The organism is Klebsiella sp. CN_Kp091 (assembly GCF_040065095.1).
In the GTDB taxonomy this organism is placed as follows: Bacteria; Pseudomonadota; Gammaproteobacteria; order Enterobacterales; family Enterobacteriaceae; genus Klebsiella; species Klebsiella aerogenes.
On sequence record NZ_JBEAIO010000006.1, the window covers coordinates 102,917 to 129,889 of the forward strand.

The window sequence follows — 26,973 nt, forward strand, 5'->3', positions numbered from 1 at the left end:
TATGCGGGCCTGTTTGTTATGGTCGTGCTTTACTGGATACCGTGCTACCGGCATCTCGCGTAAGTCGCAGCGTATCAATCATCCCTATCAAACAGATCAGCGCGATAAAGACAAACGCCAAACGGAAATCAATTCCCGGTAGCGTCGTCAGGTTAAACCACTCGCTCAACTGTTCACCGATGCGAATGCCGATAGCGCCGAGAGTGATTCCGAGCCCAACCGCCAGCTGTGAAGCGGTGCTGAACAGCGTATTGGCATAACTCATCTGGGCGGAAGGAACGTCGGCAAAAGCGAGCGTACTGACGCCGGTAAATTGGATGGAACGGAACACCCCGCCAAGATAGAGGATCAACATTATCAGCCATACCGGCGTTTGCGGCGTTAACAGCGCGCAGGCAAGTAGCGAGGCGACATTCAGCGCACCGTTAATCAGCAATAAGCGGCGAAACCCCAACCAGCGGATGAGCGGCGTAGTTGCGGGCTTGATAGTGAGATTGCCGACAAAAACGGCCAGCACCAGTAGCCCGGAATGAAAAGCATCCATACCGAACCCTACCTGGAATAGTAGCGGAAGCAGAAACGGGACGGCGCTTATCGAGGCGCGAAATAGTGAACCGCCGTACATGGTTACCCGGAAAGTAGGAACCCGCAGAGCGTCCAACCGTACCATTGGCCAGGCGGCGCGGCGGAAATGACGTAGCGCAAAAGCCATACATCCAATACCCGTCGCCAATAGCGCCAGCGTTTGCCAGCTTTGCGGCTGTTGGTCGCCGAGTCGTTCCATCGCCGCCACCAGGCTTATCATTGCCAATGATGTCGCCACAAAACCGGGTAGATCGAAAGGGCGACGTTCTTCTTCACGGATATTGGGAATGATGCGTAGCGAAAGCGCCATCGCCAGTAGCCCGAGCGGAACGTTAATAAAAAAGATCCAGTGCCAGCTGGCGTAACTGGTAATGAAGCCCCCGAGCGGCGGGCCGATTATCGGTGCGACCAACGCCGGCCAGGTTAGCGTGGCGATTGCTTTGATGAGCTGATCTTTGGGCGTGGTGCGCAACACCGCCAGTCGCCCGACGGGGACCATTAGCGCGCCGCCGACGCCCTGTAGAATGCGCATTGTCACAAAGCTTTCGAGGTTGCGCGATAAACCGCAGAAAACGGAGGCGAGGGTAAAAATGGCGAGTGCCAGCGTAAACACTTTCCGCGCGCCGAAGCGGTCGGCAATCCAGCCGCTGGCCGGGATCAGCACCGCGAGGGTGATCAGGTAGGCGCTGATGCCAATATTGAGCGCGACCGCCGCTACGCCAAACTCCTTCGCCATATCAGGCAGGGCGGTAGCGATGACCGTGCCATCGAGAAACTCCATAAAGAAAGCGCCAGCCACCAATAATGCCGGGGTGGAAAAAGCGCCTGTTTTCGGCGTAATTGTTGTTGTACCCATTAATTCGTTGCCATAGCAAAGTGAATAAGTATCTTTGCGGTACGTTTTCTTTTCGCCGCTCCCGCACATGTTTTTTTATCTGGTGCGATTTAGGTTACTATTACGCTCCTGAAAATAGGAGTAAAAAATGTCTCAACCTTTCACTGAACAAGATGAGTTGGTATCCGATGTCGTCGCATGCCAGCTGGTCATCAAACAGATCCTCGATGTGATTGACGTTATCGCCCCGGTCGAGGTGCGCGAAAAAATGGCGACGCAGTTAAAAGCGATTGATTTTGCGAGTAACCCTGCTTCGGCGGATCCGGTGACGCTGCGCGCAGTGCAAAAAGCAATTGCGCTGATTGAGCTGAAGTTTACCCCGCAGGGCGAGGCGCACTAGATTATCTCTGAGAAGTTGATTGCCTGGCCGTTGCAGTCTGAAACGGCCAGATTCAATTAGTGCTGTTGAGGCGAGATGAGATTGAGAAGTCGGCGGTCCGTTTGCTCCATACCGAGCCCGGCTTTATCAGCAGTCCGTATTTCTTCAAGAACGGTTTGTAGTAACAGCCCATCTTGCTGCTGCTCTTTCTCCAGCAGCGTCAAAAAACGCCACGTCGTGTCATCGCGCTGCGCTTTGGCTTCCTGCGCCAGACCGGACAGCATGCTGCTACGTTGCTGATACTCTTCAAGGGTTTTGGCAAACACTTCTTCAAGCGTTGTGCATTGCGGGGGATAGCTTTCATCGGCTTTGACAATTGGCCAGGCGCCGGCCTTTTTCATATAGTCAAAAACCTGCATCATTAACGTCACGCTTGATTGAGCTCGGGTACGCAAGAAGGTGGCGGTGCCGTTGAGACGCTGCTGCGCGCACCATTCGCCTAAATGTAGATAAACATTTGATGCGTGAAACTCGAGATTAATCTGGGTATTTAATTTCTGAACCATTCCTGGAACTGCCATAACAATATCCTTATTTATCCGCATGGGAAGTATGACGCGCTACCATCGCCTCACGGGCGAGTTTTGCAAGCGCAACGCAATAGGCAGGAAATAAATACGGTGCATTCCATTTGCACGTGAATATTTATTTATATCTGCCGATACATCAAGAATACCCTTAGATGTCGAATAAGAAAACTCTCAACATGCGTTATTTACGATTTGTTACAACATCAGTTTTACTGCTTGTTTTTATTGTCTTTTTTGTGGTTTTTAAATCGTAACGCATTGAATTTAAATGGTTATATTTAATAGCTCGTAGAGCTAGTTAATTTGTATTAATGAAGGTGATTTAACGGTAAATTCATATATCGATCATAGCTTATTCATTATTCGGAAATAGCGAGATGATAATGAACTTGTGATAGATCATTTTTTGTTAGAAGTGGAAGAATAACGTATAAGCTGACGGAGAATCGAAGGGTAGAGTAGCCCGGGATGGCGTTAGCGAACCCACAAGGATAAGTCTGCTGGTGATATGGACTATTGTGCCACACATAACGCTAATTGTCTGACAATTAGCGTTTTTTTTATGTCATTTTTTGCTGAATTTATGTACGCAATTACTGTAATTCTGCGGTGTGATGACGCTCTCGTATGGATAAATAATTTCCAGTTAAAACTATTTTAACAACGGCAATGTTGATTGCGTTTTTTCTAATGCCTTGTTTTAAGACTGATAAAAAATTTAAGTCCGATTTTTCCCTACAGAAAAGCGAATTAAAGCTGGAGTTTACCATGCACAAATTTACTAAAGCGCTGGCGGCCATTGGTCTCGCGGCGGTTATGTCACAATCAGCTATGGCTGAAACCCTCAAGCTCGGTTTCCTGGTGAAGCAGCCAGAGGAGCCCTGGTTCCAGACCGAGTGGAAATTTGCTGATAAAGCCGGCAAGGATTTGGGCTTTGAGGTGATTAAAATCGCGGTGCCAGATGGTGAAAAAACGCTTAATGCAATCGACAGCCTCGCCGCCAGCGGCGCGAAGGGATTTGTCATCTGCACCCCGGACCCAAAACTGGGGGCGGCGATTGTTGCCAAGGCTCGCGGCTATGACATGAAAGTCATCACCGTCGACGATCAGTTTGTTAATGCCAAAGGTAAGCCGATGGAGAGCGTGCCGCTGGTTATGATGGCCGCCAGCGAAATCGGCGCTCGTCAGGGGCAGGAATTGTATAAAGAGATGCAAAAACGCGGCTGGGACGTGAAAGATACCGGCGTGATGGCGATTACCGCCGATGAACTGGATACTGCCCGCCGCCGCACCACCGGCTCGATTGACGCACTGAAAGCAGCGGGGTTCCCGGAAAAACAGATCTATCGCGTGCCAACCAAATCCAATGATATCCCAGGGGCCTTCGATGCTGGCAACTCCATGCTGGTTCAGCATCCGCAGGTGAAACACTGGTTAATTGTTGGTATGAACGATAACACCGTGCTGGGCGGCGTACGGGCAACTGAAGGCCAGGGCTTTAAAGCGCCGGATGTTATCGGCATCGGTATTAACGGCGTCGACGCGGTGAACGAGCTTTCGAAAGCCCAGCCGACAGGGTTCTATGGTTCTCTGCTGCCAAGCCCGGATATCCATGGCTATAAAACTAGTGAGATGCTCTACAACTGGGTGACCAAAGGTACCGAGCCGCCGAAATTTACCGCCGTGACGGACGTGGTGCTGATTACCCGCGACAACTTTAAGCAAGAGTTGGCTAAGAAAGGGCTGTAAGGCCGGGTTCATTCTGCCTCCCGCGCTGGCGGGAGGTTATGCGTAGTTGAGCGGAGTCGTTATGCAACAATCTACCCCTTATCTCTCATTTCGCGGTATCACCATGACGTTCCCGGGCGTTAAAGCACTGTCTGACATTAGCTTTGACTGCTATCGCGGGCAGATCCATGCGCTGATGGGTGAAAACGGCGCCGGGAAGTCCACTCTCTTAAAAATTCTCAGCGGTAATTACATTCCAACCGCCGGGCATTTGCAAATCGATAGCCAACAAATGGCATTCACGAATACTACCGCTGCGCTGAATGCTGGCGTAGCGATTATTTATCAGGAACTTCATCTGATCCCGGAAATGACCGTGGCGGAGAATATCTATCTGGGCCAGTTGCCGCATAAAGGCGGCATTGTGAACCGGTCATTGCTGAACTATGAAGCGCGGCTGCAGCTGGAGCATCTGGGGCTGGATATCGACCCGGAAACGCCGCTGAAGTATTTGTCGATCGGCCAGTGGCAGATGGTAGAGATCGCCAAGGCGCTGGCGCGTAACGCGAAGATCATCGCTTTCGATGAACCTACCAGCTCACTCTCTGCACGCGAAATCGACAATTTGTTTCGCGTCATCCGCGAACTGCGTGAAGAAGGGCGGGTGATTATTTACGTCTCGCACCGTATGGAGGAAATTTTCGCCCTCAGCGATGCCATTACCGTGTTTAAAGATGGCCGCTACGTGCGCACCTTCGATGACATGCGGCTGGTGGATCACGATGCCCTCGTGCAAGCGATGGTAGGGCGTAATCTTGGCGATATCTACGGCTGGAAAGCGCGTGAATATGGCAGCGAGCGGTTACGACTGGATCAGGTTAAAGCACCAGGCGTCAGAATGCCGATCAGTTTATCGGTACGCAGCGGCGAAATCGTCGGCTTGTTCGGTCTGGTCGGGGCCGGACGCAGTGAATTAATGAAAGGGCTGTTTGGCGGCAGCAGAATTACCGGCGGTCAGGTCTATATCGACGGTCAGGCGATAAACATTCGCAAACCCGCGCAGGCGATTCAGGCGGGAATGATGCTGTGTCCGGAGGATCGCAAAGCTGAGGGCATCATTCCGGTACATTCGGTGCGCGACAACATCAATATCAGCGCGCGACGTAAGCATATTCATGCCGGCTGCCTGATTAACAACGCCTGGGAAGCGAGTAATGCCGAACAGCATATCAAATCGCTCAATATCAAAACCCCAGGAGCTGAACAGTTAATTATGAATCTCTCCGGTGGTAATCAGCAGAAGGCTATTCTTGGTCGCTGGTTGTCGGAAGAGATGAAGGTCATCCTGCTTGATGAACCGACCCGCGGCATCGATGTTGGCGCAAAGCATGAAATCTACAACGTTATCTATGCGCTGGCGGCTTCTGGCGTGGCGGTCGTTTTTGCCTCCAGCGACCTGCCAGAGGTGCTCGGCGTCGCTGACCGAATCGTCGTCATGCGCGAAGGTGAAGTGGCCGGTGAATTGCTGCATGAAGACGCGAATGAACAGCAGGCGCTGAGCCTTGCGATGCCTAAAGTCAGCCAGGCCGTAGCCTGATTAAGGAGTGAATGATGTCATCTGTAACTACGCCCAGCGCCGCACGATCCTCTTTCAGCTTCGGCCGAATCTGGGATCAGTTTGGTATGCTGGTGGTCTTCGCCGTGTTGTTCATCGGCTGCGTGATCTTTGTTCCTAACTTTGCCTCTTTCGTCAATATGAAAGGGCTGGGGCTGGCGATTTCCATGTCGGGAATGGTTGCCTGCGGTATGTTGTTCTGCCTGGCCTCCGGGGATTTCGATCTGTCAGTCGCTTCGGTCATTGCCTGTGCCGGTGTGACGACAGCAGTCGTTATTAATCTCACCGAAAGTCTGTGGATTGGTATTGCCGCCGGATTACTATTGGGGGCGGTCAGCGGGCTGGTGAATGGTTTTGTTATTGCGCGTTTGAAAATCAACGCGCTAATCACAACTCTGGCTACCATGCAAATCGTCCGCGGGCTGGCCTATATTATTTCCGATGGTAAAGCGGTTGGCATTGAGGATGAACGTTTCTTCACCCTGGGTTATGCCAACTGGCTTGGTCTGCCGGCGCCTATCTGGCTGACGGTTGCCTGCCTGATCGTCTTTGGGCTGCTACTGAATAAAACCACCTTTGGCCGCAACACGCTGGCCATAGGGGGCAATGAAGAGGCGGCGCGCCTGGCAGGGGTGCCGGTTGTTCGTACCAAGATCATCATCTTCGTTCTTTCAGGTCTGGTATCGGCGGCGGCGGGGATTATCCTGGCTTCGCGCATGACCAGCGGGCAGCCTATGACCTCAATTGGTTATGAACTGATTGTGATCTCGGCCTGTGTCCTGGGCGGCGTCTCGCTAAAAGGCGGGATCGGTAAGATCTCTTATGTGGTGGCCGGGATCCTGATCCTGGGTACCGTGGAGAATGCGATGAACCTGCTGAACATCTCGCCATTCTCGCAATATGTGGTCCGTGGGGTAATATTGCTGGCAGCGGTTATCTTCGACCGTTACAAGCAAAAAGCGAAACGTTCGCATTAATTGCGCGCAACTTTTAAGTCTACTCCTAATGTCCCGCCGGCGCCCGCTGCGCTGGCGGTGACTATCAAAAATGGCGAGGCTGGTCACACTGTCTATACTTACATGGCTAACAATTAGTTAACAACCAGCATAACGCTGGCCATGATAAGGAGGAACACAGGGTGGCTGACCAGATATCTGTACCGCCTGAGCTAACCGGAAACCACGCTTTTTTTCTGGATCTTGACGGCACGCTTGCCGATATCAAACCTCATCCCGATCAGGTTGTTATCCCCGAAGACGTCCTTCAGATGTTGCGATTACTGGCACAGCAGCAACATGACGCTGTGGCATTGATTTCAGGGCGCTCACTCGCAGAGCTCGATGCACTTACCCGTCACTGGCGATTACCGCTTGCCGGCGTCCACGGGGCTGAACGCCGCGATATCAATGGAAAAAGACATGACGTATCACTACCGCCGGCGCTCAGCCGTGAAGTCGGCGAAGCATTAACGTCGGCGCTCCAGACGTTGCCTGGCAGTGAACTGGAAGATAAAGGCATCGCTTTTGCGCTGCACTATCGCCAGGCGCCACAACACCAGAGCGCCATCCTGGCATTGGCGCAGGAAATCGTACAGCGTTATCCGATTCTGGCCATTCAGCAAGGGAAGTGTGTCGTAGAGATCAAGCCACGTGGCATCAACAAAGGTGAAGCGATTGCCGCGTTTATGCGGGAAGCGCCTTTTGCGGGACGAACGCCGGTATTTATCGGCGATGACCTGACTGATGAGGCGGGTTTTACTATGGTTAATCAATTAGGCGGAATATCGATAAAAGTTGGACAAGGCGACACACAGGCGCGCTGGCGGCTGGCAAATGTTGCCGCCGTACATCAGTGGTTACGTCATGTCGTCGACAATACGCAATGCCTGGATGTATTCACTAACGGGAGGGATGACCATGGGTCGTTTAGTCGTAGTATCTAACCGTATTGCAACGCCGAATGATAAAAAGGCCAGCGCAGGCGGCCTGGCGGTGGGCATTTTAGGTGCGCTGAAGGCGAGCGGCGGCACGTGGTTTGGTTGGAGTGGGGAAATCGGCGATGATAACCAGCCGTTGAAGAAGGTGAGTAAGGGGGATATTTCCTGGGCCTCATTCAACCTGAGCGAAGAAGACCACGAACTCTACTACAATCAATTTTCCAATGCGGTGCTATGGCCCGCTTTTCACTATCGTCTCGACTTAGTCAATTTTCAGCGTCCGGCCTGGGATGGCTATTTACGCGTTAACGCTGCCGTGGCGCAAAAGCTGCTGCCGCTGCTAGCCGACGACGATATGATTTGGGTTCATGATTATCATCTGTTGCCATTTGCCAGCGAATTACGCAAAAACGGTGTGAAGAACCGCATCGGCTTTTTCCTGCATATTCCGTTCCCGACGCCTGAAATATTCAACGCCTTACCTCCACATGCGGAGCTTCTTGAACAGCTTTGTGATTATGATTTGCTCGGCTTTCAGACCGAAAATGACCGACAGGCATTTGTTGATTGCGTCGCCCAGCAAACCACCTTATGCGAAGTGGGGCATCAGCAATACCGCGCCTGGGGCAAGACGTTCCGTACTGCCGTCTATCCGATAAGCATTGAGCCTCAGGAGGTCGCGCGCAGCGCCAGCGGGCCGTTGCCGCCGAAGTTGGCTCAATTGAAAGCTGAACTAAAAGGAGTTAAGAATATTTTTTCCGTTGAGCGGCTGGATTACTCCAAGGGGTTGCCGGAGCGTTTTCAGGCTTACGAGGCGCTATTGGAAAACTACCCGCAGCATCGTGGGAAAATTCGCTATACCCAGATAGCGCCCACTTCGCGGGGTGATGTTCAGGCGTATCAGGATATCCGCCATCAGCTGGAAACGGCCGCCGGACGAATCAACGGCCACTATGGTCAACTGGGGTGGACGCCGCTGTATTATCTGAATCAGCATTTCGATCGCAAACTGCTCATGAAGGTATTTCGTTATTCCGACGTGGGGCTTGTCACGCCGCTGCGCGACGGCATGAACCTCGTAGCCAAGGAGTTTGTCGCCGCACAGGATCCCGCAAACCCAGGGGTGCTGGTGTTATCGCAGTTCGCTGGCGCGGCTAATGAACTGACTTCCGCGCTCATCGTCAACCCCTACGATCGCGATGAAGTGGCGGCGGCGCTGGATCGCGCACTTACGATGCCGCTTGCCGAGCGAATTATTCGCCATGGCAAAATGCTCAAGGCGATCGAGAGTAATGATATTGATAACTGGCAGGCGCAGTTTGTTGCCGATCTAAAGCGGGTAAAGTCGCATGAAGATAGCTGCCAGCAGCCAACCGTAGTTACTCCCTCCGCGTAGTCAAAACGGCTGATGCTTCGGCATCAGCTTATTCCAGGGAAACCAACAGCACATCAACGCCGCTGCTGCCGACGATATTCTTCGCTGAACAGGTCGCGCGGGAAAACAGGCTCTGGTTATGGTTGCCGCAGATCACCAGGTCGACGTGATGCTGACGACAAAAATCCTTCACGTGATGACAAAGCTCGCCGCTGGCGATAGTCATTTTGCTGATGGGATACTCCGCCTGGGCGGCGAGTTCATTAAGAAAGCTACGTGTCTCCTCCTGCATAATCTCACGCAAATTCTCCATCATCGGCGCGGCGAACTGATTATACATCTCCGGATCTGTCGACAGCGTGATCAGGCTGACCTGCGCATTGAACGGACGTGCTATAGACACCGCTTTATTGACCAACATGCGGCTTTCCGGCGTTGGGGCGACGGCGACTAACAGATGAGAGTAGGGCATCTAGCCTCCTTGAGATACGCAACGGGACCTTTCTACTTTCTTTACTCCTAATTCCATTTTTCCACAAGGGGTATTCGCGCGGTTGAAAACGCCTTTCTGCGAACGTGTGGTATCAGATTCTGGCAGCTGACTCGCAAAAATGATTCCCTCTTTTGCTTTAAAAGAAACGCTGTTTTATAAATCGGTGACGCATGTTGCCCGGCCCTTTGTTTTTTTGCCACTGAATGATTGGTACTGGCAAAAATGCAAAGGTAAGCCGGTTTTCATGATCTTACTGTAGCCATGTATCCGCAAAACTTCGGTATAGCCCGTGGTAAGACCGAAGTTATCTAATAAAAAAGAGACAGGATTTACGGCGATGAAAACACGAAAAATCGGTTTAGCTAATTATCTCGCCTATGGTTCCGGCGATTTTCTCGGCGCGGGAACCACCGCGCTAACCGCAGCATGGCTACTCTATTTTTACACCACCTTCTGCGGGCTATCGCCCATTGAGGCGACGCTCATTTTCGCCACCGCGCGCGTGCTCGACGCGGTCGTCAGCCCGCTGATGGGCTTCTTAACCGATAACTTTGGCTCTACCTGGCTGGGTAAGCGGTTCGGCAGACGCAAATTTTTTATTTTGCTCGGGATTCCCTGCGTTTTTAGCTACTCAATGATGTGGGTAGGCGATATGGGATTCTGGTACTACCTCGCAACTTATCTGCTGTTTGATATTGTCTATACCATGATTCTGGTGCCTTACGAGACGCTGGTGCCGGAGATGACCGATGATTTCAAACAGAAAACCAAATTTTCCGGCGCGCGTATTTCCATGGCGCAAATGTCGGCGATTTTAGCCTCGTTTTTACCGGGGATCCTGCTCACCCAACTGGGTAAAGATAACGCCAGCTCATTTTTTTACGCAAGCCTGGTCTTTTCGGTGCTGTGCGCGCTAATGCTGACCTTCGTCTGGTTTTTCACCTGGGAACGCCCGCGGGAAGCGTGGTCTGAAGCGGCGTTACGTGCGGAAGAAGAAAAGCGCAACTTAACCCTCGCGCAGAGTCTTAATCGCCTCTTTATTGAGCTCAGCTCTACGCTGCGCATTAAAATCTTCCGCCAGCATCTTGGTATGTATCTGGGCGGCTATATCGCGCAGGACGTGTTCAACGCCGTGTTTACCTATTACGTGGTCTTTGTGCTGATGCAGGACGCCTCTGTCGCCTCTAACTTACTCGGCACGATGGCTATCTTCCAGTTCATCGCGGTTATCGCCATGATCCCGCTCTGCATCCGCTTTGGCCCGGCGCCTTCATACCGCATGGTAGTGGTGTTGTTTGGTTTGAGCTCTCTCTCTTATGCCGTGCTCTATTACGCGGGGCTGAGCGACGTCTATTCATTATTACTGCTCATTTCCGCGATCGCGGGCCTGGGGCGCGGCGGCATTAATTACGTGCCGTGGAATACCTACACCTATATTGCCGACGTCGACGAAGTCATTACCGGCCAGCGTCGGGAGGGCATTTTCGCCGGTATTATGACGCTGACCCGCAAAGCATCCCAGGCGGGGGCGGTGATGCTGGTTGGTATCATCATGCAATTATCGGGCTTTGTTTCCGGGCAAAAAATTCAGCCGGAAGGCGTTAGTCACACCATTCTGTTGATCCTTAGCGTCGGTACTTTAGTGGTGCTGGCCTGCGGCTTCCTGGTCTCCCTGCGCTTTAAACTCAACTTACATACGCACAGTGTGCTCCGCGCCGAGACGCTGGTGATGCGTGATATCGGTTACGCACAGCCCGAGCAGGCGACGGCGGAAAACCGCGCGGTAGTTGAGATGCTGGCGGGAATGCCTTACGACTGCCTGTGGGGTAATAACAACATTGGCTACCTGAATCGCAATAAACCTGCCGCCCCGGCGCTGAATCAGGGCGGCACTTTGAATTCGACATATACCAGAGGTTAAGAACATGAAAGTTTGGCCGGTCAAACATAGCCCATTATTGCGTCAGCCTGAGCGCTTTATCGCTCGCAGTGAGCTTCAGGCATTGATCCGTAATGTGACGCAAAACCTGGTGAATATTAAGGATGACAACGGGCAGTTTTTACTTCGGCTGGACGATGGGCGAGTCATCGATACCAAAGGTTGGGCCGGTTGGGAGTGGACCCACGGCGTTGGGCTGTACGGCATCTACCAATATTATCAACAAACCGGCGATACCGCGATGCGCGATATCATTGACGGCTGGTTCGCCGATCGCTTCGCCGAAGGGGCAACCACCAAAAACGTTAATACCATGGCGCCATTTCTGACGCTGGCTTACCGCTATGAAGAGACCGGGCGCCAGGAGTATCTACCGTGGCTCGATAGCTGGGCCGAGTGGGCGATGCATGAGATGCCGCGCACCGAGCAGGGAGGCATGCAGCACATTACCCTGGCGGAAGAGAACCATCAGCAGATGTGGGATGACACGCTGATGATGACGGTGCTGCCGCTAGCCAAAATCGGTAAATTACTAAATCGTCCGCAGTATATTGAAGAAGCAACCTATCAGTTTTTGCTGCACGTACAGAACCTGATGGATAAAGAGACTGGCCTGTGGTTCCACGGCTGGAATTACGACGGTCGGCACAACTTTGCGCGTGCGCGCTGGGCGCGAGGTAACAGCTGGCTCACCATCGTGATCCCGGACTTCCTTGAGCTGGTGGATTTGCCAGAGGGCAGTGCGGTACGCCGCTATCTGCTACAGGTGCTGAATGCGCAAATTGCCGCGTTAGCGAAATGTCAGGATGAGAGCGGGCTTTGGCATACCCTGCTCGACGATCCGCATTCCTATCTTGAAGCGTCGGCGACGGCGGGCTTCGCTTACGGCATCCTGAAAGCGATACGAAAGCGTTATGTCGGGGCGGAGTACACCGAGGTTGCCGAAAAGGCGATACGCGGGATTGTGCGACATATTTCACCAGAGGGGGAACTGCTGCAAACCTCGTTTGGTACCGGAATGGGCTCCGATCTCGATTTTTACCGGCAAATTCCGCTCACCTCGATGCCGTACGGCCAGGCGATGGCGATTCTTTGTCTGACGGAGTATCTGCGCAAATATTTCTGATAGCGGCATTGATTCCCCGGCCGCGCTGTGCGGACCGGGGCGACGAATAAAACAAACCCGGCTTTCACCGGGTTTGTTTTTACATCCGCTCTACGGTCTCAATACCCAGAGTATCAAGACCCAGCTTCAGCGTCTTCGCCGTCAGCAGCGCCAGTTTCAGGCGGCTATTACGGGCCTCTTCGCTTTCGGCGCTGAGGATCGGGCAGTGTTCGTAGAAACCAGAGAACAGACCGGCCAGATCGTACAGGTAGGCGCACATTACGTGCGGAGTACCTTCACGGGCGACGACGGCCAGCGTTTCTTCGAACTGCAGCAGGCGGGCAGCCAACTGCGCTTCACGATCTTCACTAATAACTACCGGCGCGGCAGCCAGCGCGCTTTCGTCGATACCGGCTTTACGGAACACCGACAGCACACGGGTATAGGCATACTGCATGTAAGGCGCGGTATTACCTTCGAACGCCAGCATGTTGTCCCAGTCAAAAATGTAATCGGTAGTGCGGTTTTTCGACAGATCGGCATATTTCACCGCGCCGATACCCACCGCATTGGCCAGTTTTTCCAGCTCATCGGCCGGCATATCCGGATTCTTCTCGGCGACCAGACGGCGTGCGCGCTCCAGCGCTTCGTCCAGCAGATCGGCCAGTTTAACGGTACCGCCGGCGCGGGTTTTAAACGGTTTACCATCTTTACCGAGCATCATGCCGAACATGTGGTGTTCCAGCGGTACGGACTCCGGTACATAGCCGGCTTTACGGACAATAGTCCATGCCTGCATCAGGTGCTGATGCTGACGAGAGTCGATGTAGTAGAGCACGCGGTCGGCATGCAGCGTTTCATAACGGTATTTTGCGCAGGCGATATCGGTAGTGGTGTAGAGGTAGCCGCCATCCTTTTTCTGGATGATGACGCCCATCGGTTCGCCTTCTTTGTTTTTGTATTCATCAAGGAAGACCACGGTCGCGCCTTCGCTCTCGACGGCCATGCCTTTTGCTTTAAGATCGGCAACGATCCCCGGCAGCATCGGGTTGTACAGGCTTTCACCCATCACATCATCGCGGGTCAGGGTGACATTCAGGCGATCGTAGGTGATCTGGTTTTGCGACATGGTGATGTCGACCAGTTTGCGCCACATCTGCAGGAAGTACTCGTCGCCGCCCTGCAGCTTAACCACGTAGCTACGCGCGCGCTCGGCGAAGGCTTCGTCTTCGTCATAGTGCTTTTTCGCTTCGCGGTAGAAACCTTCGAGGTCGGCCAGCGCCATTTCGCCGGCGTTTTCCTGCTGCTGCTTTTCCAGATAAGCGATGAGCATCCCGAACTGGGTACCCCAGTCACCGACGTGGTTGGCGCGGATAACGCGATGGCCGAGGAATTCCAGAGTACGTACCGAGGCATCGCCGATGATGGTTGAACGCAGATGGCCGACGTGCATCTCTTTCGCCACGTTCGGCGCGGAGTAGTCAACAACGATAGTCTGCGGCTGTGGTTTCGCCACGCCCAGGCGCTCGGACTGCAGCGCGAGATTGACGTTGTCCGCCAGGAAGGCTGGATCGAGGAAAATATTGATAAAGCCCGGTCCGGCGATTTCGACTTTATTGGCAATGCCGTTCAGATCGAGATGAGACAGTACCTGCTCTGCAAGTTGTCGCGGCGCCATGCCCAGTTTTTTGGCCACCGCCATCACGCCATTGGCCTGATAGTCGCCGAACTGAACTTTTGCTGACTGGCGGACCTGAGGTTCGCAATCGGCAGGCGCGCCTGCCGCGATCAGGGCCTGGCTGACTTTTTCTGAGAGAAGAGCCTGAATATTCACCGGAATACCTTACTTTTAAGGCGCGAGAACCCCTGTGGGGCGGCGCCGGAACATGGACAAATTAAGGCGGGAGTATACTGCATTTGCGCCCCGTCGTCAGCACCACACGTAAGTTGCCGGGCAGCACGCTTAATCAATAACCATTCGTTGTTTCGGCGCGCGGATTGGCGGTTGGTCGGGGCGGTGAAACAGGATAAATTAGCCTTTTTAGCGATCACCGAGGCGCAAGATGGCGAACTGGCAGCAAATTGATGAACTGAATGATATTTCGGCGGATTTACCGCGTTTTAGCGATACGCTGCAAGCGCTGGCCGAACGGTTGGGATTGGAGCTTGCGCCGCTGGACGCCGACCATATTTCGCTGCGTTGTCATCAAAATACGACGGCGGAGCGCTGGCGGCAGGGGCTGGAGCGTTGCGGCACGTTACTATCGGAAAATATCATTAATGGCCGCCCCATTTGCTTATTTAAGCTTGCCGAACCCATTTGTGTCGCCCACTGGCGCTTTACGGTTGTGGAGTTGCCCTGGCCGGGTGAAAAACGTTACCCGCACGAAGGCTGGGAGCATATCGAAATCGTTCTGCCGGGCAAGCCGGAGACGCTGAATGCCCGCGCCCTGGCGCTACTTTCTGATGATGGACTCAGCCAGCCGGGGATTTTTGTGAAAACCAGTGCGCCGAAAGGGGAGCGTGAACGTTTGCCGAACCCGACGCTGGCGGTCACGGACGGCAAAGTGACCATTAAATTCCATCCCTGGTCGATCGAGCAAATCGTCGCCAGCGAGCGATCCGATACTTAACAGTGTGAAGCGGCGCGGCGTCTGTGAGGATAAATCGTGACATGCTGTGTTGCCCGTAATGAAAATGGAGAAGGGAACGATGTTGCTGGAAGTCTGCTGCTATAGCATGGAGTGCGCGCTGGAGGCGCAGCGTTGCGGCGCCGATCGCATTGAACTGTGCGCCGCGCCGCAGGAGGGCGGATTAACGCCGTCGCTGGGCGTGCTGCGTTCGGCGCGAGCGAGTATCTCGATTCCGGTTCATCCGATTATTCGCCCGCGCGGCGGCGATTTTTGTTACACCGAGGGCGAATTTGCCGCCATGCTGGATGATGTGGCGACGGTCAGAGATCTGGGTTTTGCGGGTCTGGTGATTGGCGTGCTCGATGCTGACGGCCAGGTGGATATCGCCCGCATGCAAAAAATTATGGCGGCGGCGGGGCCGCTGGCGGTGACCTTCCATCGGGCCTTTGATATGTGCGCCGACCCGCGTCAGGCCTGGCATTCGCTTGCTGAACTGGGCGTTGCTCGGATCCTCACTTCCGGTCAACGGCCAACGGCGGAACAAGGTCTTGCAAAAATTATGGAACTAATTGCCCTGGGTGATACTCCAATCATTATGGCCGGAGCGGGAGTGCGGGCTGCCAATCTGCAACAATTTCTGCAGGCAGGCCTCAAAGAGGTGCATAGTTCCGCGGGGCAGTGGTTGCCATCGCCGATGCGCTTTCGTAATCCGGGGTTATCGATGTCCACCGACGCAGATGCCGACGAATATTGCCGCTATGCCGTTAACGGCGAGGCGGTGGCGGAAATGAAACAGATTATTTCTGCCGCGCGGGGTTAACCCGCGAAGCTGACCGTTTTTTGCTGCACATCATGTCGCCCAATATGATGATTGCCCGTACCAGGCCCCTGCAATTTCAACAGGGGCCTTTTTTTATCCCGCGAGCGCCACCAGTGGTCGGCTGAGGTGAATTACGCCCTGGCCGCGGCCGCTTTTTTGGCCAGCGACTGCTGCGTTTCTGGTTTCGTGGCGACGATCACCGCACGCAGCGGCGCGGGGTAACCTTCCAGCGTTTTGCTGCTGTCACGCGGATCGAGGAAATCGGCGAGTGATTCCGTCGTCATCCATTCGGTGCGGCGCTGCTCTTCGCTGGTGGTCACACAGGTGTCAACAATGCGCACATCGATGAATCCGCACTTCTCCAGCCACTGTTTCAGCGCGGCGGCGGAAGGAATGAAATAAACGTTACGCATTTGCGCGTAGCGGTCACCGGGCACCAGCACCGTATTTTCATCGCCTTCAACGACCAGCGTCTCCAGTACCAGCTCGCCGCCGGGGGCTAGCTGATCTTTGAGCTGCCACAGATGATCCAGCGGGGAACGGCGGTGATAGAGCACGCCCATCGAAAAGACGGTATCAAAAGCTTCCAGCGCCGGCAGTTGTTCGATGCCGAGCGGCAGCAGGTGCGCGCGCTGATCGTTGCCGATGAGTTTACGCACTGCTTCAAACTGGCATAAGAACAGCTGGGTTGGGTCGATACCGACCGCCAGATGCGCGCCGGCGCCGATCATTCGCCACATGTGATAACCACTGCCGCAGCCGACATCAAGGATAGTACGACCGGTGAGATCGGAAAGATGAGGCAGCACGCGTTCCCATTTCAGGTCGGAACGCCATTCGGTATCGATATTAATGCCATACAGCGAATAAGGGCCTTTACGCCACGGCATCAGGTTTCGCAGCAGATTTTCAATTCGCAGCTGGTGGCCTTCGCTGAGTGGCGTTTCGCTTTCCGCCGTGACGCTATGCAATAGATCAAGACGCCAGGGCGACAGTTCGGGCAGAAACTCAACGGCGCGTTCCCATTCACGAAACTTGCCGTGTAGCGCTTCGCGTTGCCAGGCCGCGACCTGAGCGGGCAAGGTTTCCAGCCAGTGGGAGAGCGGCCCTTTCGCGATCAACTGATAAAAATTACTGAAGTCGATCATGACCGATCCCCGGACTTTACCGCCACCAACGAACCAAAGTTAAAACACTGGAACCACAGTTCGGCATGTTCAAACCCGGCCTGGCGCAGACGCGCTTTGTGGGTTTCCACCGAATCCGTCAGCATGACGTTTTCCAGCATGCTGCGTTTCTGGCTGATTTCCAGTTCGCTATAGCCATTGGCGCGCTTGAAGTCATGGTGCATGTTGAACAGCAGTTCGCCGACGTTGGCGTCTTCGAAGCTAAATTTTTCGGAAAGCACCAGCGCGCCGCCAGGATTTAGCCCCTGATAGACTTTATTAAGGATCGCCTGACGTTCGCTTGGTTCGAGGAACTGAATAGTGAAGTTCAAGACGACCATCGAAGCATTTTCAATGGCGATATGGCGAATATCGCCCTCAATAACCTCAACCGGCGTCGGCGCTTTATAGGCATCAATATGACGACGGCAGCGTTCCACCATCGCCGGGGAGTTATCAATGGCGATAATTTTGCACCCCGGGTGCGCGATATTGCGACGCACGGAAAGCGTCGCGGCGCCAAGCGAGCAGCCGAGATCGTAAACCTGTGTATTTGGCTGAACAAAACGCTCAGCCAGCATGCCGATCATTGAAATAATATTGGAATAACCAGGAACGGAGCGCTGGATCATATCCGGGAAGACTTCGGCTACCCGTTCATCAAAGGTCCAGTCGCCGAGACTGGCAATCGGCGCGGAAAAAAGCGTATCGCGGTGAGACATAACGTTAAACCCGAAAAAACGAAAACGGCGTATTGTGCGCTAACGCAGGGAGAAAACCAACTCCCAGGGCATATACCACAGGTTAGCCAGCACCATCAGCAACAGCGAGCACCAGGTAGCGCTCATTCCGGAACGCCGCCAGCGGAACAGGCGATGATGGAAACCATAGGAGTGCATCAGGCGTCCGGCAATCAGCAAGATACCGCAAACGTGCACCATCCAGGTTAGCGCGCCGTTCATTTCCATGAACAGCAGCAAGATAAGCCCAATGGGGACGTATTCCACGGCATTGCCATGAACGCGAATGGCGACCTGTAGTTCGCTAAAACCACCGTCTCCATAGCCGACGCGATACTGCATGCGCAGACGTACCACGTCGAAGGAAAACTTGATTAACAATAACGCACCCAAAACCGCATACAGCGCGCTGACCATACCCAAAACTCCCTTTAATTATGTCAGGTGGCTCCGACTATCATAGCAGGATATCAGAAAAGCGAGGATTGCTGCGGAATTGACGGCGCGGCGCCGACGCCCGGCAGCACCGCGCGTAGATCTTCCCATAAGGTATCTACCAGTTCAGGCGCCTGGGCGATATCCGGGGTATGCAGAAACAGCCACGGCGTGGCCGACTGATGCCACTTTGGCAGCGTCTGTAGCCAGACGCGAAATAATTCGCGATTCTGCGCCATATCATCGCTGCCGATAAAACGCACCATCGGCTGCTCCGCGGTCATGACCGCGTGAACCGGCACTTTGGGTTTCTTTTTTTGCGCGTCAATCATCGCCGGGTTGCGCGCGACGGCGCTATGTACCGGGCGGCTATCGAGGATCACGCGGTTGGCGTTGCGCTGATGCAAGCCACGATTAAGCTGCTGTTCGGCATCGCCTTTGGCGAAAAACTCGGGATGGCGAACTTCAACGCCGTAAGTGAAGTTTTTCGGTAGCGTATCGAGAAAATTCCACAGGGCAGGGAGGTCGCGCGGGCCGAAGGTGGCGGGCAACTGCAACCAGTACTGGCCGATGCGCGATTCCAGCGGCGCCAGACGGGTAAAAAACTCGTGGCTTAAATCGTCGCAGTCGCGCAGCGCCGCCTGATGTGAAATCGTGGCCGGGAATTTAAAACAGAAGCGAAAAGCATCGTGAGTTTGTTGATACCAGCGATCGACAATCTCGGCCTTTGGTAAGGCATACAGGGTGGTATTACCCTCCACGCAGTTAAAATGGCGGGCATACTCTTCAAGGCTGGTGATGCCAAGGCGCACCCATTTAGGGTGCGACCATTGCGGAAGCCCGATATAAATCATAAGGCGGCGAGAATGTCCTCGGTGCTGCGCACGCGGGCGATGCGCGGGAAGATATGCGTCATACTGCCCTGGTGCTGCTCGGCGGAAGCGGCGCTGCACGCATCCTCGGCAATGACCAGATTAAAACCGAGTTCCCAGCCATTGCGGGCGGTGGATTCCACGCCGATATTGGTGGAGATACCGCAAAGAATAATGGTGTCGATACCGCGGCGGCGAAGTTGCAGTTCAAGATCGGTGCCGTAGAACGCGCCCCATTGGCGTTTCGTCACTTCAATATCGCTATCCTGTTTGCCAAGCGCTGGCGGATAGATCCACCAGTTTTCAGGCAACTTCGCGGCGCCAGCCTGGGCATCCACCGGCTGTTTTAACGCTTCAGCGAAATCGGCGGACCAGCCGACGCGAACCATGATGACGGGCGAATCCTGTTGACGACATTTTTCAGCCAGCTTTGCCGCGCGCGCCACCACCTCGTCGGCGCGGTGCGGGCCGCCGGCAAAGGGTAAAATGCCTTCTTGCAGGTCAATAACGACCAGCGCGGTTTTTTTCGCATTGAGTTCTAACATGGTATCCCCGTATCTTGTTCTGTTGTCAGGCCGCTACAATACCGTTGCTAATTCGGCTCAAGGGTAACAAATTTTGTTAATTTATGTGAGCACAAGCAATAAGCGCGCAGCAAAGCAGCGTACAAACTGCGTCGGGCTTATCGTCAGACAGAATTTCCAGTATAATAGCCGCCTTTTTTCATTCAGTAGTGACATTCAGCAAAGCTGCGACCTCGTCGCCTGCAAGGCAGGCAACATCCGCCTGCGGCTAAGTTAAGGGATATCTCATGCGTACAGAATATTGCGGACAGCTACGTCAGTCCCACGTGGGGCAGCAAGTGACCCTGTGTGGTTGGGTCAACCGTCGTCGTGATCTCGGTAGCCTTATCTTTATCGATATGCGCGACCGTGAAGGCATCGTGCAGGTGTTTTTCGATCCGGATCGTGCGGATGCATTAAAACTGGCTTCCGAACTGCGTAATGAGTTCTGCATCCAAATCACCGGTACCGTGCGTGCGCGTGAAGAGCGCAACGTTAACCGCGAGATGGCCACCGGCGAAATCGAAGTGCTGGCGTCTGACCTGACCATCATCAACCGCGCGGAAGCGCTGCCGCTGGACTCCAACCACGTCAACACCGAAGAAGCGCGCCTGAAATACCGCTACCTGGACCTGCGTCGTCCGGAAATGGCTCAGCGCCTGAAAACCCGCGCAAAAATCACCAGCTTCGTGCGCCGCTTCATGGACGATCACGGGTTCCTCGATATCGAAACCCCGATGCTGACCAAAGCTACGCCGGAAGGCGCGCGTGACTATCTGGTGCCGTCGCGCGTACACAAAGGTAAATTCTACGCGCTACCGCAGTCTCCGCAGCTGTTCAAACAGCTCCTGATGATGTCCGGTTTCGATCGTTACTATCAGATAGTCAAATGCTTCCGCGACGAAGACCTGCGTGCCGACCGTCAGCCTGAATTTACCCAGATTGATGTTGAAACCTCGTTCATGACCGCGCCGCAGGTGCGTGAAGTGATGGAAGATCTGGTACGCAAGCTGTGGCAGGACGTGAAGGGCGTAGACCTCGGTCAATTCCCGGTGATGACCTTTGCCGAAGCAGAGCGTCGTTACGGTTCCGATAAGCCGGACCTGCGTAACCCGATGGAGCTGGTAGACGTAGCCGATTTGGTGAAAGCGGTAGAATTCGCCGTCTTCTCCGGCCCGGCTAACGACGCCAAAGGCCGCGTTGCTGCCTTACGCGTGCCGGGCGGCGCGGCGCTGACCCGTAAACAGATTGATGAATACGGCAAATTCGTGCAGATCTACGGCGCGAAAGGGTTGGCCTATATTAAAGTGACCGAGCGTGCGAAGGGCCTTGAAGGCATCAATAGCCCGGTGGCGAAATTCCTCAACGCCGAAATCGTTGAAGCTATCCTTGAACGCACCGGCGCGCAGGACGGCGACATGATCTTCTTCGGCGCTGACAACAAGAAAGTGGTTGCCGATGCCCTCGGCGCGCTGCGTCTGAAGCTGGGCAAAGACCTGAATCTCACCGACGAGACCAAATGGGCGCCGCTGTGGGTTATCGACTTCCCGATGTTCGAAGACGACGGCGAAGGCGGCCTGACCGCGATGCACCACCCGTTCACCTCGCCGAAAGATATGACCGCCGCCGAGCTGAAAGCCGCGCCGGAAGACGCTGTGGCTAACGCCTACGACATGGTCATCAATGGCTACGAAGTCGGTGGTGGTTCGGTGCGTATCCACAGCGGTGAAATGCAGCAAACCGTGTTTGGTATTCTGGGCATTAACGAACAAGAACAGCGTGAAAAATTCGGCTTCCTGCTGGATGCGCTGAAATACGGTACGCCGCCGCACGCCGGCCTGGCGTTTGGCCTCGATCGCTTGACCATGCTGCTGACCGGTACCGATAACATCCGTGACGTTATCGCCTTCCCGAAAACGACGGCTGCCGCGTGCCTGATGACCGAAGCGCCGAGCTTCGCGAATCCTGCCGCGTTAGGCGAACTGGGGATTCAGGTTGTGGCGAAAGAGGCAAAAGAGTCTCCGGAGAACAACTAAGATGTCATTCAAGCTGCCCGTCTCCGTTCTGGTGGTGATTTACGCCGAAGATACGAAGCGGGTGCTGATGTTGCAGCGACGCGACGATCCCGCTTTCTGGCAGTCGGTTACCGGCAGCCTGGAAGAGGGGGAAACCGCGTTGCAGGCCGCCGCGCGCGAAGTAAAGGAAGAGGTCGCCATTGACGTTGCTCGCGAGCAACTGGCCTTAATTGACTGTCAGCGTACGGTGGAGTTCGAGATATTTTCTCACTTACGTCATCGCTATGCGCCGGGCGTCGAGCGCAATACGGAATTCTGGTTCCGTCTTGCGCTGCCCCATGAACGCCAGATTGTTTTCACTGAACATCTGGATTACCGCTGGGTTAGCGCGTCGGATGCCGCCGCGCTAACTAAATCGTGGAGCAACCGGCAGGCGATTGAAGAATTTGTAATTAACGCCGGGTAACTTCCCGCGGCGTTTGTCGCGGAAAGACGGCTTTTTTGGAGAGTTTTTTATGGCAGGTCATAGTAAATGGGCCAACACCAAACACCGCAAAGCGGCGCAAGATGCCAAGCGCGGTAAGATCTTTACTAAAATCATCCGCGAGCTGGTCACCGCTGCGCGTCTGGGCGGCGGCGATCCGGCATCCAACCCGCGTCTGCGCGCGGCGGTAGATAAAGCGCTGTCCAACAACATGACTCGCGACACCCTGAACCGCGCTATCGCGCGCGGCGTCGGCGGTGATGAAGACGCGAACATGGAAACCATCATTTATGAAGGTTACGGCCCGGGCGGCACTGCGGTAATGGTTGAATGTCTGAGCGATAACCGTAACCGTACCGTAGCCGAAGTGCGCCACGCCTTTACCAAAACTGGTGGTAACCTCGGAACCGACGGCTCCGTGGCCTATCTGTTCAGCAAAAAAGGCGTGATCTCCTTCGAGAAAGGCGACGAAGACACCATCATGGAAGCTGCGCTGGAAGCGGGTGCTGAAGACGTAGTTACCTATGACGACGGTGCCATTGACGTATACACCGCCTGGGAAGAGATGGGCGCGGTACGTGATGCGCTGGAAGCTGCAGGCCTGAAAGCTGACGCTGCTGAAGTCTCAATGATCCCGTCGACTAAAGCGGATATGGATGCGGAAACCGCGCCGAAGCTGCTGCGTCTTATTGATATGCTGGAAGACTGCGACGACGTGCAGGAAGTGTATCATAACGGCGAAATCTCCGATGAGGTTGCCGCAACGCTGTGATGCCGGTAGCCGGTATTGCGGGTGAGTTAATACTGGAGGCGCGTGATGGCCATTATTCTCGGCATTGACCCGGGGTCACGCGTGACCGGTTATGGCGTGATTCGCCAGGTCGGGCGGCAGTTGAGCTACCTTGGCAGCGGATGTATCCGCACCAAAGTAGACGATCTGCCGTCGCGGCTGAAGCTGATTTACGCCGGCGTCACCGAAATTATTACCCAGTTCCAGCCTGACTATTTCGCTATCGAGCAGGTCTTTATGGCGAAAAATGCCGATTCGGCGTTGAAACTTGGGCAGGCGCGCGGGGTGGCGATTGTCGCGGCGACGAACCAGGACCTGCCGGTCTTTGAGTACGCTGCCCGCCAGGTTAAGCAAACCGTCGTCGGCATCGGTAGCGCGGAAAAGAGCCAGGTACAGCATATGGTGCGTACTTTGCTGAAACTTCCGGCAAATCCGCAGGCGGATGCGGCGGATGCATTGGCCATCGCCATCACCCATTGCCACCTCAGTCAGAACCTGGCTCAGATTAGCGAGACCCGGCTCAATTTGGCGCGAGGGCGGTTACGATAATCACAAATCAGGCTGGATATTCATCCAGCCTTTTTTTATGATAACGCATTAGACTTTCGGCCCTTTATTCAGGAGCGCTACGTGATAGGCAGACTCAGAGGCATCATTCTCGAAAAGCAACCCCCGCTGGTATTACTGGAGACCGGGGGCGTAGGTTACGAAGTCCATATGCCGATGACCTGCTTCTATGAGCTACCGGAAGCCGGGCAGGAAGCCATCATCTTCACCCATTTTGTGGTGCGTGAAGACGCGCAGCTGCTGTACGGCTTTAACAACAAGCAGGAACGCACGCTGTTTAAAGAGCTTATCAAAACCAACGGCGTCGGGCCGAAGCTGGCGCTGGCTATCCTTTCCGGCATGTCGGCGCAGCAGTTCGTGAATGCCGTTGAGCGTGAAGAGGTCGCCTCGCTGGTGAAACTGCCTGGTATCGGCAAGAAAACCGCTGAGCGTTTAATTGTCGAAATGAAAGACCGCTTTAAAGGCCTGCATGGCGACCTGTTTACTCCGGCCGCCGATCTGGTGCTGACCACGCCTGCCGGCCCAACTGCCGACGACGCGGAGCAAGAAGCGGTTGCCGCGCTGGTGGCGCTGGGCTATAAACCACAAGAGGCCAGCCGGATGGTGAGCAAAATCGCCCGTCCGGACGCTAATAGTGAAACGCTAATCCGCGAAGCGCTGCGCGCGGCGTTGTGAGGTAAGGGATGATTGAAGCAGATCGGCTGGTATCAGGCGACAGCATTGGTTTCGAAGAGGCCGCTGACCGCGCTATCCGCCCTAAATTGCTCGCAGAGTACGTCGGCCAGCCGCAGGTGCGTTCGCAGATGGAGATCTTTATCCAGGCGGCGAAACTGCGCGGCGATGCGCTCGATCACCTGCTGATTTTTGGCCCGCCGGGTTTGGGGAAAACCACGCTTGCCAATATCGTCGCCAACGAAATGGGCGTGAATCTGCGCACCACCTCCGGCCCGGTGTTGGAAAAGGCCGGAGACCTGGCGGCAATGCTGACCAACCTTGAGCCGCATGATGTCCTGTTTATTGATGAGATCCACCGCCTTTCGCCAGTAGTGGAAGAGGTACTGTATCCGGCGATGGAAGATTACCAGCTGGATATCATGATTGGCGAAGGCCCGGCCGCACGCTCGATTAAAATCGATCTGCCGCCGTTTACCCTGATTGGCGCGACCACCCGCGCTGGTTCATTGACTTCGCCGCTGCGCGACCGCTTTGGTATCGTACAGCGCCTCGAGTTTTATCAGGTGCCGGACCTGCAGCACATTGTTGGCCGCAGCGCCCGTCATATGGGGCTGGAGATGAGCGAAGAAGGGGCGCTGGAAGTCGCCCGTCGCGCGCGCGGTACGCCGCGTATCGCCAACCGCCTGCTGCGCCGGGTGCGCGACTTCGCCGAAGTCCGTCACGATGGCACTATCTCCGCTGAGATCGCCGCTCAGGCGCTGGATATGCTCAACGTGGATGCCGAAGGGTTTGATTATATGGATCGCAAGCTGCTATTGGCGGTAATCGACAAATTCTTCGGTGGGCCGGTCGGCCTCGATAATCTCGCGGCGGCTATCGGCGAGGAGCGCGAAACCATTGAAGACGTGCTGGAGCCGTACTTAATTCAGCAGGGGTTCCTGCAGCGCACGCCGCGTGGCCGAATGGCGACGGTGCGCGCCTGGAATCACTTCGGTATTACCCCGCCGGAAATGCCCTGATGAAACCCGGTAGCTTTCCGCTACCGGGTAGCCTCTCAATCAACTCGCCGCTTTCTTCGTCATACTCAGAACAAACAGCGCTGCTGCGCACAGCACAACCGAAGGGCCTGCAGGGGTATCGTAGAACGCCGAGAAGGTTAATCCCCCGGTTACCGCCAGCATACCCACGCCAACGGCTACTGCGGCCATCTGTTCCGGCGTGCGGGCAAAGCGGCGGGCGGTAGCGGCCGGGATTATCAACAGCGAAGTGATGATCAGCGCGCCGACGAATTTCATTGCCACGCCGATAGTCAATGCCGTCACCAGCATCAGCAACAGTTTAACCCGCTGCAACTTCACGCCGTCAACAAACGCTAAATCAGGGCTGATAGTCATCGCCAGCAGGTTACGCCATTGCCAGAGCAATATCGCGACCACCACCACTACGCCTAATGCAATGGAGATTAAATCCTGTGGGGTTACGGCTAACAGATCGCCAAACAGATAGGCCATCAGGTCGACGCGAACGTTCGACATCAGGCTCACCACCACCAGACCGAGCGACAGCGCGCTGTGGGCCATAATACCCAGCAGGGTATCGACCGCCAGGTGAGGGCGTTTTTCCAGCCACACCAGGCCGCCCGCCAGCAGCAGCGTGACCACGATAACCGCATAAAACGGATTCACGTTGAGCAGCAGACCAAACGCCACCCCAAGCAGCGAAGCATGCGCCAGCGTATCGCCAAAGTAGGACATTCTCCGCCAGACCACGAACGAACCCAGGGGGCCTGCCGCGCAGGCGAGCATCATGCCGGCTAACCAGCCGGGTAACAGTAATTCAATCATTAGCGACCATTTCCCCGACGCAGTACAATCCGCCCCTGCAGGTCGTGGCGGTGATTATGTTGGTGACGATAAATGCCAAGCTGTTCCGCGCCGCGCGGGCCGAACATGGAGATAAATTCCGGATGCATCGAGACCACTTCCGGGGTTCCGGAGCAGCAAATATGCTGGTTCAGGCACAGCACTTCATCGGTTTTGGCCATGACGAGGTGCAGATCGTGGGAAACCATTAAGACCGCGCAGTTCAGCTCCTGACGCAGTTGGTTTATTAAATCATACAGCGCCACCTGCCCATTGACGTCGACGCCCTGGGTAGGTTCATCCAGCACCAGCAGTTGTGGTTGATTCAGCAGGGCGCGCGCCAGCAACACGCGCTGGGTTTCGCCGCCGGAGAGCTTTTGCATTGGCGCATCGATTAGATGCCCGGCCTGCACGCGCTGCAGCGCCGGCATAATATCCTGTTTGCGGGTACCGGGACGTAGGCGCATAAAGCGGCTGACAGTCAGCGGCATGGTCGCATCAAGATGCAGTTTTTGCGGCACATAGCCGATACGCAGATTTTTCTCGCGCTGGATAGCACCTTCTGTCGGCGTCACCAGGCCGAGCACCACGCGCACCAGCGTCGATTTCCCGGCGCCGTTTGGGCCAAGAAGCGTTAAAATTTTGCCTGGTTTTAGCGTTAGCGAAATGTCAGACAACACGCGCCGCTGGCCGTAGACGACCGCGACTTTTTCCAGCGTTACAAGATTCGTCATGTCAAATTAGGGGTTGCACTAGCGATTGAATGTTATA

General features: G+C 54.8%; 27 protein-coding genes. 16 read left to right on the forward strand and 11 right to left on the reverse strand.

All coding sequences use genetic code 11. The annotated features are described in order from the left end of the window. Positions 1–16: 16 nt before the first annotated feature. Positions 17–1,441, reverse strand: a complete 1,425-nt coding sequence (locus ABLV17_RS06830; RefSeq protein ID WP_348854156.1) for an MFS transporter — start codon at positions 1,439–1,441, stop codon at positions 17–19. Between the two features lie 127 nt (positions 1,442–1,568). Here ABLV17_RS06830 and ABLV17_RS06835 point away from each other — a divergent pair, with 127 nt between their 5' ends. Next, positions 1,569–1,820 (forward strand): DUF2766 family protein, encoded by a 252-nt coding sequence (locus ABLV17_RS06835; protein ID WP_015365964.1) that lies wholly within the window; start codon positions 1,569–1,571, stop codon positions 1,818–1,820. Positions 1,821–1,876: 56 nt separating this feature from the next. On the opposite strand, the gene ABLV17_RS06840 is transcribed toward ABLV17_RS06835, so the two are convergent. Next, positions 1,877–2,380, reverse strand: coding sequence for a non-heme ferritin-like protein (locus tag ABLV17_RS06840; protein WP_032711938.1), 504 nt, complete (start codon positions 2,378–2,380; stop codon positions 1,877–1,879). Positions 2,381–3,157: 777 nt separating this feature from the next. Here ABLV17_RS06840 and ABLV17_RS06845 point away from each other — a divergent pair. The 5 genes from ABLV17_RS06845 (at position 3,158) to otsA (ending at position 9,064) form a co-directional block, all read left to right on the forward strand. After that, entirely contained in the window at positions 3,158–4,138 is a 981-nt protein-coding gene (locus ABLV17_RS06845) for an arabinose ABC transporter substrate-binding protein (protein WP_087860664.1), read from the forward strand. Between the two features lie 61 nt (positions 4,139–4,199). Further along, a complete protein-coding gene (gene araG, locus ABLV17_RS06850) occupies positions 4,200–5,714 on the forward strand; it encodes an L-arabinose ABC transporter ATP-binding protein AraG (protein WP_087860526.1) in 1,515 nt (504 codons plus the stop codon). 14 nt (positions 5,715–5,728) lie between these two features. Next, entirely contained in the window at positions 5,729–6,709 is a 981-nt protein-coding gene (gene araH, locus ABLV17_RS06855) for an L-arabinose ABC transporter permease AraH (protein ID WP_045390289.1), read from the forward strand. 161 nt (positions 6,710–6,870) lie between these two features. Then, complete coding sequence (otsB, locus tag ABLV17_RS06860) at positions 6,871–7,674, forward strand: trehalose-phosphatase (protein ID WP_113373560.1); 804 nt, start codon at positions 6,871–6,873, stop codon at positions 7,672–7,674. Continuing rightward, positions 7,649–9,064 (forward strand): alpha,alpha-trehalose-phosphate synthase, encoded by a 1,416-nt coding sequence (gene otsA, locus ABLV17_RS06865; RefSeq protein ID WP_113373561.1) that lies wholly within the window; start codon positions 7,649–7,651, stop codon positions 9,062–9,064. The genes otsB and otsA overlap by 26 nt, the downstream gene beginning before the upstream one ends. Positions 9,065–9,092: 28 nt before the next feature. On the opposite strand, the gene uspC is transcribed toward otsA, so the two are convergent. Further along, positions 9,093–9,515, reverse strand: a complete 423-nt coding sequence (gene uspC, locus ABLV17_RS06870; RefSeq protein WP_308958929.1) for a universal stress protein UspC — start codon at positions 9,513–9,515, stop codon at positions 9,093–9,095. Positions 9,516–9,873: 358 nt separating this feature from the next. Here uspC and ABLV17_RS06875 point away from each other — a divergent pair, with 358 nt between their 5' ends. After that, on the forward strand, positions 9,874–11,457 hold the full coding sequence (locus tag ABLV17_RS06875; RefSeq protein ID WP_032714837.1) for an MFS transporter: 1,584 nt from the start codon (positions 9,874–9,876) through the stop codon (positions 11,455–11,457). 4 nt (positions 11,458–11,461) lie between these two features. Further along, on the forward strand, positions 11,462–12,601 hold the full coding sequence (locus ABLV17_RS06880; protein ID WP_308958930.1) for a glycoside hydrolase family 105 protein: 1,140 nt from the start codon (positions 11,462–11,464) through the stop codon (positions 12,599–12,601). Between the two features lie 79 nt (positions 12,602–12,680). On the opposite strand, the gene argS is transcribed toward ABLV17_RS06880, so the two are convergent. Further along, positions 12,681–14,414 (reverse strand): arginine--tRNA ligase, encoded by a 1,734-nt coding sequence (argS, locus tag ABLV17_RS06885; protein WP_015365977.1) that lies wholly within the window; start codon positions 14,412–14,414, stop codon positions 12,681–12,683. A gap of 229 nt (positions 14,415–14,643) precedes the next feature. Here argS and ABLV17_RS06890 point away from each other — a divergent pair, with 229 nt between their 5' ends. Together ABLV17_RS06890 and cutC are read left to right on the forward strand one after the other, a co-directional pair. Then, positions 14,644–15,213 (forward strand): VOC family protein, encoded by a 570-nt coding sequence (locus ABLV17_RS06890; RefSeq protein WP_308958931.1) that lies wholly within the window; start codon positions 14,644–14,646, stop codon positions 15,211–15,213. Positions 15,214–15,292: 79 nt separating this feature from the next. Next, positions 15,293–16,033, forward strand: a complete 741-nt coding sequence (gene cutC, locus ABLV17_RS06895; protein ID WP_087860534.1) for a copper homeostasis protein CutC — start codon at positions 15,293–15,295, stop codon at positions 16,031–16,033. 131 nt (positions 16,034–16,164) lie between these two features. Here cutC and cmoB read toward each other — a convergent pair whose 3' ends face one another. Genes cmoB through ABLV17_RS06920 form a run of 5 tightly spaced genes read right to left on the reverse strand, consistent with a single transcriptional unit; the run spans position 16,165 to position 19,791 of the window. Further along, on the reverse strand, positions 16,165–17,181 hold the full coding sequence (gene cmoB, locus ABLV17_RS06900) for a tRNA 5-methoxyuridine(34)/uridine 5-oxyacetic acid(34) synthase CmoB (RefSeq protein ID WP_316424170.1): 1,017 nt from the start codon (positions 17,179–17,181) through the stop codon (positions 16,165–16,167). Next, positions 17,178–17,921: a carboxy-S-adenosyl-L-methionine synthase CmoA gene (gene cmoA, locus ABLV17_RS06905; protein WP_308958933.1), complete on the reverse strand. Its 744-nt coding sequence runs from the start codon at positions 17,919–17,921 to the stop codon at positions 17,178–17,180. The genes cmoB and cmoA overlap by 4 nt, the downstream gene beginning before the upstream one ends. Before the next feature lie 39 nt (positions 17,922–17,960). Further along, on the reverse strand, positions 17,961–18,356 hold the full coding sequence (locus ABLV17_RS06910) for an MAPEG family protein (RefSeq protein ID WP_015365982.1): 396 nt from the start codon (positions 18,354–18,356) through the stop codon (positions 17,961–17,963). A 53-nt stretch (positions 18,357–18,409) separates the two neighbouring features. Further along, entirely contained in the window at positions 18,410–19,228 is an 819-nt protein-coding gene (locus ABLV17_RS06915) for a DUF72 domain-containing protein (protein ID WP_348854157.1), read from the reverse strand. Next, positions 19,225–19,791, reverse strand: a complete 567-nt coding sequence (locus ABLV17_RS06920) for a hydrolase (protein WP_113373568.1) — start codon at positions 19,789–19,791, stop codon at positions 19,225–19,227. Before ABLV17_RS06920 ends, ABLV17_RS06915 begins: the two co-directional genes overlap by 4 nt. 266 nt (positions 19,792–20,057) lie before the next feature. Here ABLV17_RS06920 and aspS point away from each other — a divergent pair, with 266 nt between their 5' ends. From aspS to ruvB, 6 genes are all read left to right on the forward strand, one after another. Then, positions 20,058–21,845: an aspartate--tRNA ligase gene (gene aspS, locus ABLV17_RS06925; protein WP_020078458.1), complete on the forward strand. Its 1,788-nt coding sequence runs from the start codon at positions 20,058–20,060 to the stop codon at positions 21,843–21,845. 1 nt (position 21,846) lies between these two features. Next, on the forward strand, positions 21,847–22,290 hold the full coding sequence (nudB, locus tag ABLV17_RS06930; RefSeq protein ID WP_015365986.1) for a dihydroneopterin triphosphate diphosphatase: 444 nt from the start codon (positions 21,847–21,849) through the stop codon (positions 22,288–22,290). 49 nt (positions 22,291–22,339) lie between these two features. Then, the gene (locus ABLV17_RS06935; protein ID WP_015365987.1) at positions 22,340–23,080 is read left to right on the forward strand and encodes a YebC/PmpR family DNA-binding transcriptional regulator; all 741 of its coding nucleotides are present in this window, start codon (positions 22,340–22,342) and stop codon (positions 23,078–23,080) included. Between the two features lie 45 nt (positions 23,081–23,125). Next, positions 23,126–23,647, forward strand: coding sequence for a crossover junction endodeoxyribonuclease RuvC (gene ruvC / locus ABLV17_RS06940; protein ID WP_015365988.1), 522 nt, complete (start codon positions 23,126–23,128; stop codon positions 23,645–23,647). Positions 23,648–23,728: 81 nt separating this feature from the next. Beyond that, entirely contained in the window at positions 23,729–24,340 is a 612-nt protein-coding gene (gene ruvA / locus ABLV17_RS06945; protein ID WP_320482776.1) for a Holliday junction branch migration protein RuvA, read from the forward strand. A gap of 8 nt (positions 24,341–24,348) precedes the next feature. Next, a complete protein-coding gene (gene ruvB, locus ABLV17_RS06950; protein ID WP_015365990.1) occupies positions 24,349–25,359 on the forward strand; it encodes a Holliday junction branch migration DNA helicase RuvB in 1,011 nt (336 codons plus the stop codon). Positions 25,360–25,398: 39 nt separating this feature from the next. On the opposite strand, the gene znuB is transcribed toward ruvB, so the two are convergent. Then, a complete protein-coding gene (gene znuB, locus ABLV17_RS06955) occupies positions 25,399–26,184 on the reverse strand; it encodes a zinc ABC transporter permease subunit ZnuB (RefSeq protein ID WP_045390315.1) in 786 nt (261 codons plus the stop codon). Further along, complete coding sequence (gene znuC, locus ABLV17_RS06960; protein WP_015705955.1) at positions 26,184–26,936, reverse strand: zinc ABC transporter ATP-binding protein ZnuC; 753 nt, start codon at positions 26,934–26,936, stop codon at positions 26,184–26,186. The genes znuB and znuC overlap by 1 nt, the downstream gene beginning before the upstream one ends. Positions 26,937–26,973 lie beyond the last annotated feature (37 nt).

What these genes read in the sequence shown, in the direction of transcription:
- uspC (WP_308958929.1), bottom strand. Translation starts at nt 9,515, where the DNA reads ATGCCCTACTCTCATCTGTTAGTCGCCGTCGCCCCAACGCCGGAAAGC.
- cmoA (WP_308958933.1), bottom strand. Translation starts at nt 17,921, where the DNA reads ATGTCTCACCGCGATACGCTTTTTTCCGCGCCGATTGCCAGTCTCGGC.
- ABLV17_RS06935 (WP_015365987.1), top strand. Translation starts at nt 22,340, where the DNA reads ATGGCAGGTCATAGTAAATGGGCCAACACCAAACACCGCAAAGCGGCG.
- aspS (WP_020078458.1), top strand. Translation starts at nt 20,058, where the DNA reads ATGCGTACAGAATATTGCGGACAGCTACGTCAGTCCCACGTGGGGCAG.
- ABLV17_RS06830 (WP_348854156.1), bottom strand. Translation starts at nt 1,441, where the DNA reads ATGGGTACAACAACAATTACGCCGAAAACAGGCGCTTTTTCCACCCCG.
- ABLV17_RS06835 (WP_015365964.1), top strand. Translation starts at nt 1,569, where the DNA reads ATGTCTCAACCTTTCACTGAACAAGATGAGTTGGTATCCGATGTCGTC.
- ABLV17_RS06880 (WP_308958930.1), top strand. Translation starts at nt 11,462, where the DNA reads ATGAAAGTTTGGCCGGTCAAACATAGCCCATTATTGCGTCAGCCTGAG.
- ABLV17_RS06920 (WP_113373568.1), bottom strand. Translation starts at nt 19,791, where the DNA reads ATGTTAGAACTCAATGCGAAAAAAACCGCGCTGGTCGTTATTGACCTG.
- ruvC (WP_015365988.1), top strand. Translation starts at nt 23,126, where the DNA reads ATGGCCATTATTCTCGGCATTGACCCGGGGTCACGCGTGACCGGTTAT.
- araG (WP_087860526.1), top strand. Translation starts at nt 4,200, where the DNA reads ATGCAACAATCTACCCCTTATCTCTCATTTCGCGGTATCACCATGACG.
- ABLV17_RS06890 (WP_308958931.1), top strand. Translation starts at nt 14,644, where the DNA reads ATGGCGAACTGGCAGCAAATTGATGAACTGAATGATATTTCGGCGGAT.
- ABLV17_RS06875 (WP_032714837.1), top strand. Translation starts at nt 9,874, where the DNA reads ATGAAAACACGAAAAATCGGTTTAGCTAATTATCTCGCCTATGGTTCC.
- ABLV17_RS06845 (WP_087860664.1), top strand. Translation starts at nt 3,158, where the DNA reads ATGCACAAATTTACTAAAGCGCTGGCGGCCATTGGTCTCGCGGCGGTT.
- ABLV17_RS06910 (WP_015365982.1), bottom strand. Translation starts at nt 18,356, where the DNA reads ATGGTCAGCGCGCTGTATGCGGTTTTGGGTGCGTTATTGTTAATCAAG.
- znuB (WP_045390315.1), bottom strand. Translation starts at nt 26,184, where the DNA reads ATGATTGAATTACTGTTACCCGGCTGGTTAGCCGGCATGATGCTCGCC.
- znuC (WP_015705955.1), bottom strand. Translation starts at nt 26,936, where the DNA reads ATGACGAATCTTGTAACGCTGGAAAAAGTCGCGGTCGTCTACGGCCAG.
- ABLV17_RS06915 (WP_348854157.1), bottom strand. Translation starts at nt 19,228, where the DNA reads ATGATTTATATCGGGCTTCCGCAATGGTCGCACCCTAAATGGGTGCGC.
- cmoB (WP_316424170.1), bottom strand. Translation starts at nt 17,181, where the DNA reads ATGATCGACTTCAGTAATTTTTATCAGTTGATCGCGAAAGGGCCGCTC.
- ABLV17_RS06840 (WP_032711938.1), bottom strand. Translation starts at nt 2,380, where the DNA reads ATGGCAGTTCCAGGAATGGTTCAGAAATTAAATACCCAGATTAATCTC.
- cutC (WP_087860534.1), top strand. Translation starts at nt 15,293, where the DNA reads ATGTTGCTGGAAGTCTGCTGCTATAGCATGGAGTGCGCGCTGGAGGCG.
- nudB (WP_015365986.1), top strand. Translation starts at nt 21,847, where the DNA reads ATGTCATTCAAGCTGCCCGTCTCCGTTCTGGTGGTGATTTACGCCGAA.
- araH (WP_045390289.1), top strand. Translation starts at nt 5,729, where the DNA reads ATGTCATCTGTAACTACGCCCAGCGCCGCACGATCCTCTTTCAGCTTC.
- otsA (WP_113373561.1), top strand. Translation starts at nt 7,649, where the DNA reads ATGGGTCGTTTAGTCGTAGTATCTAACCGTATTGCAACGCCGAATGAT.
- ruvB (WP_015365990.1), top strand. Translation starts at nt 24,349, where the DNA reads ATGATTGAAGCAGATCGGCTGGTATCAGGCGACAGCATTGGTTTCGAA.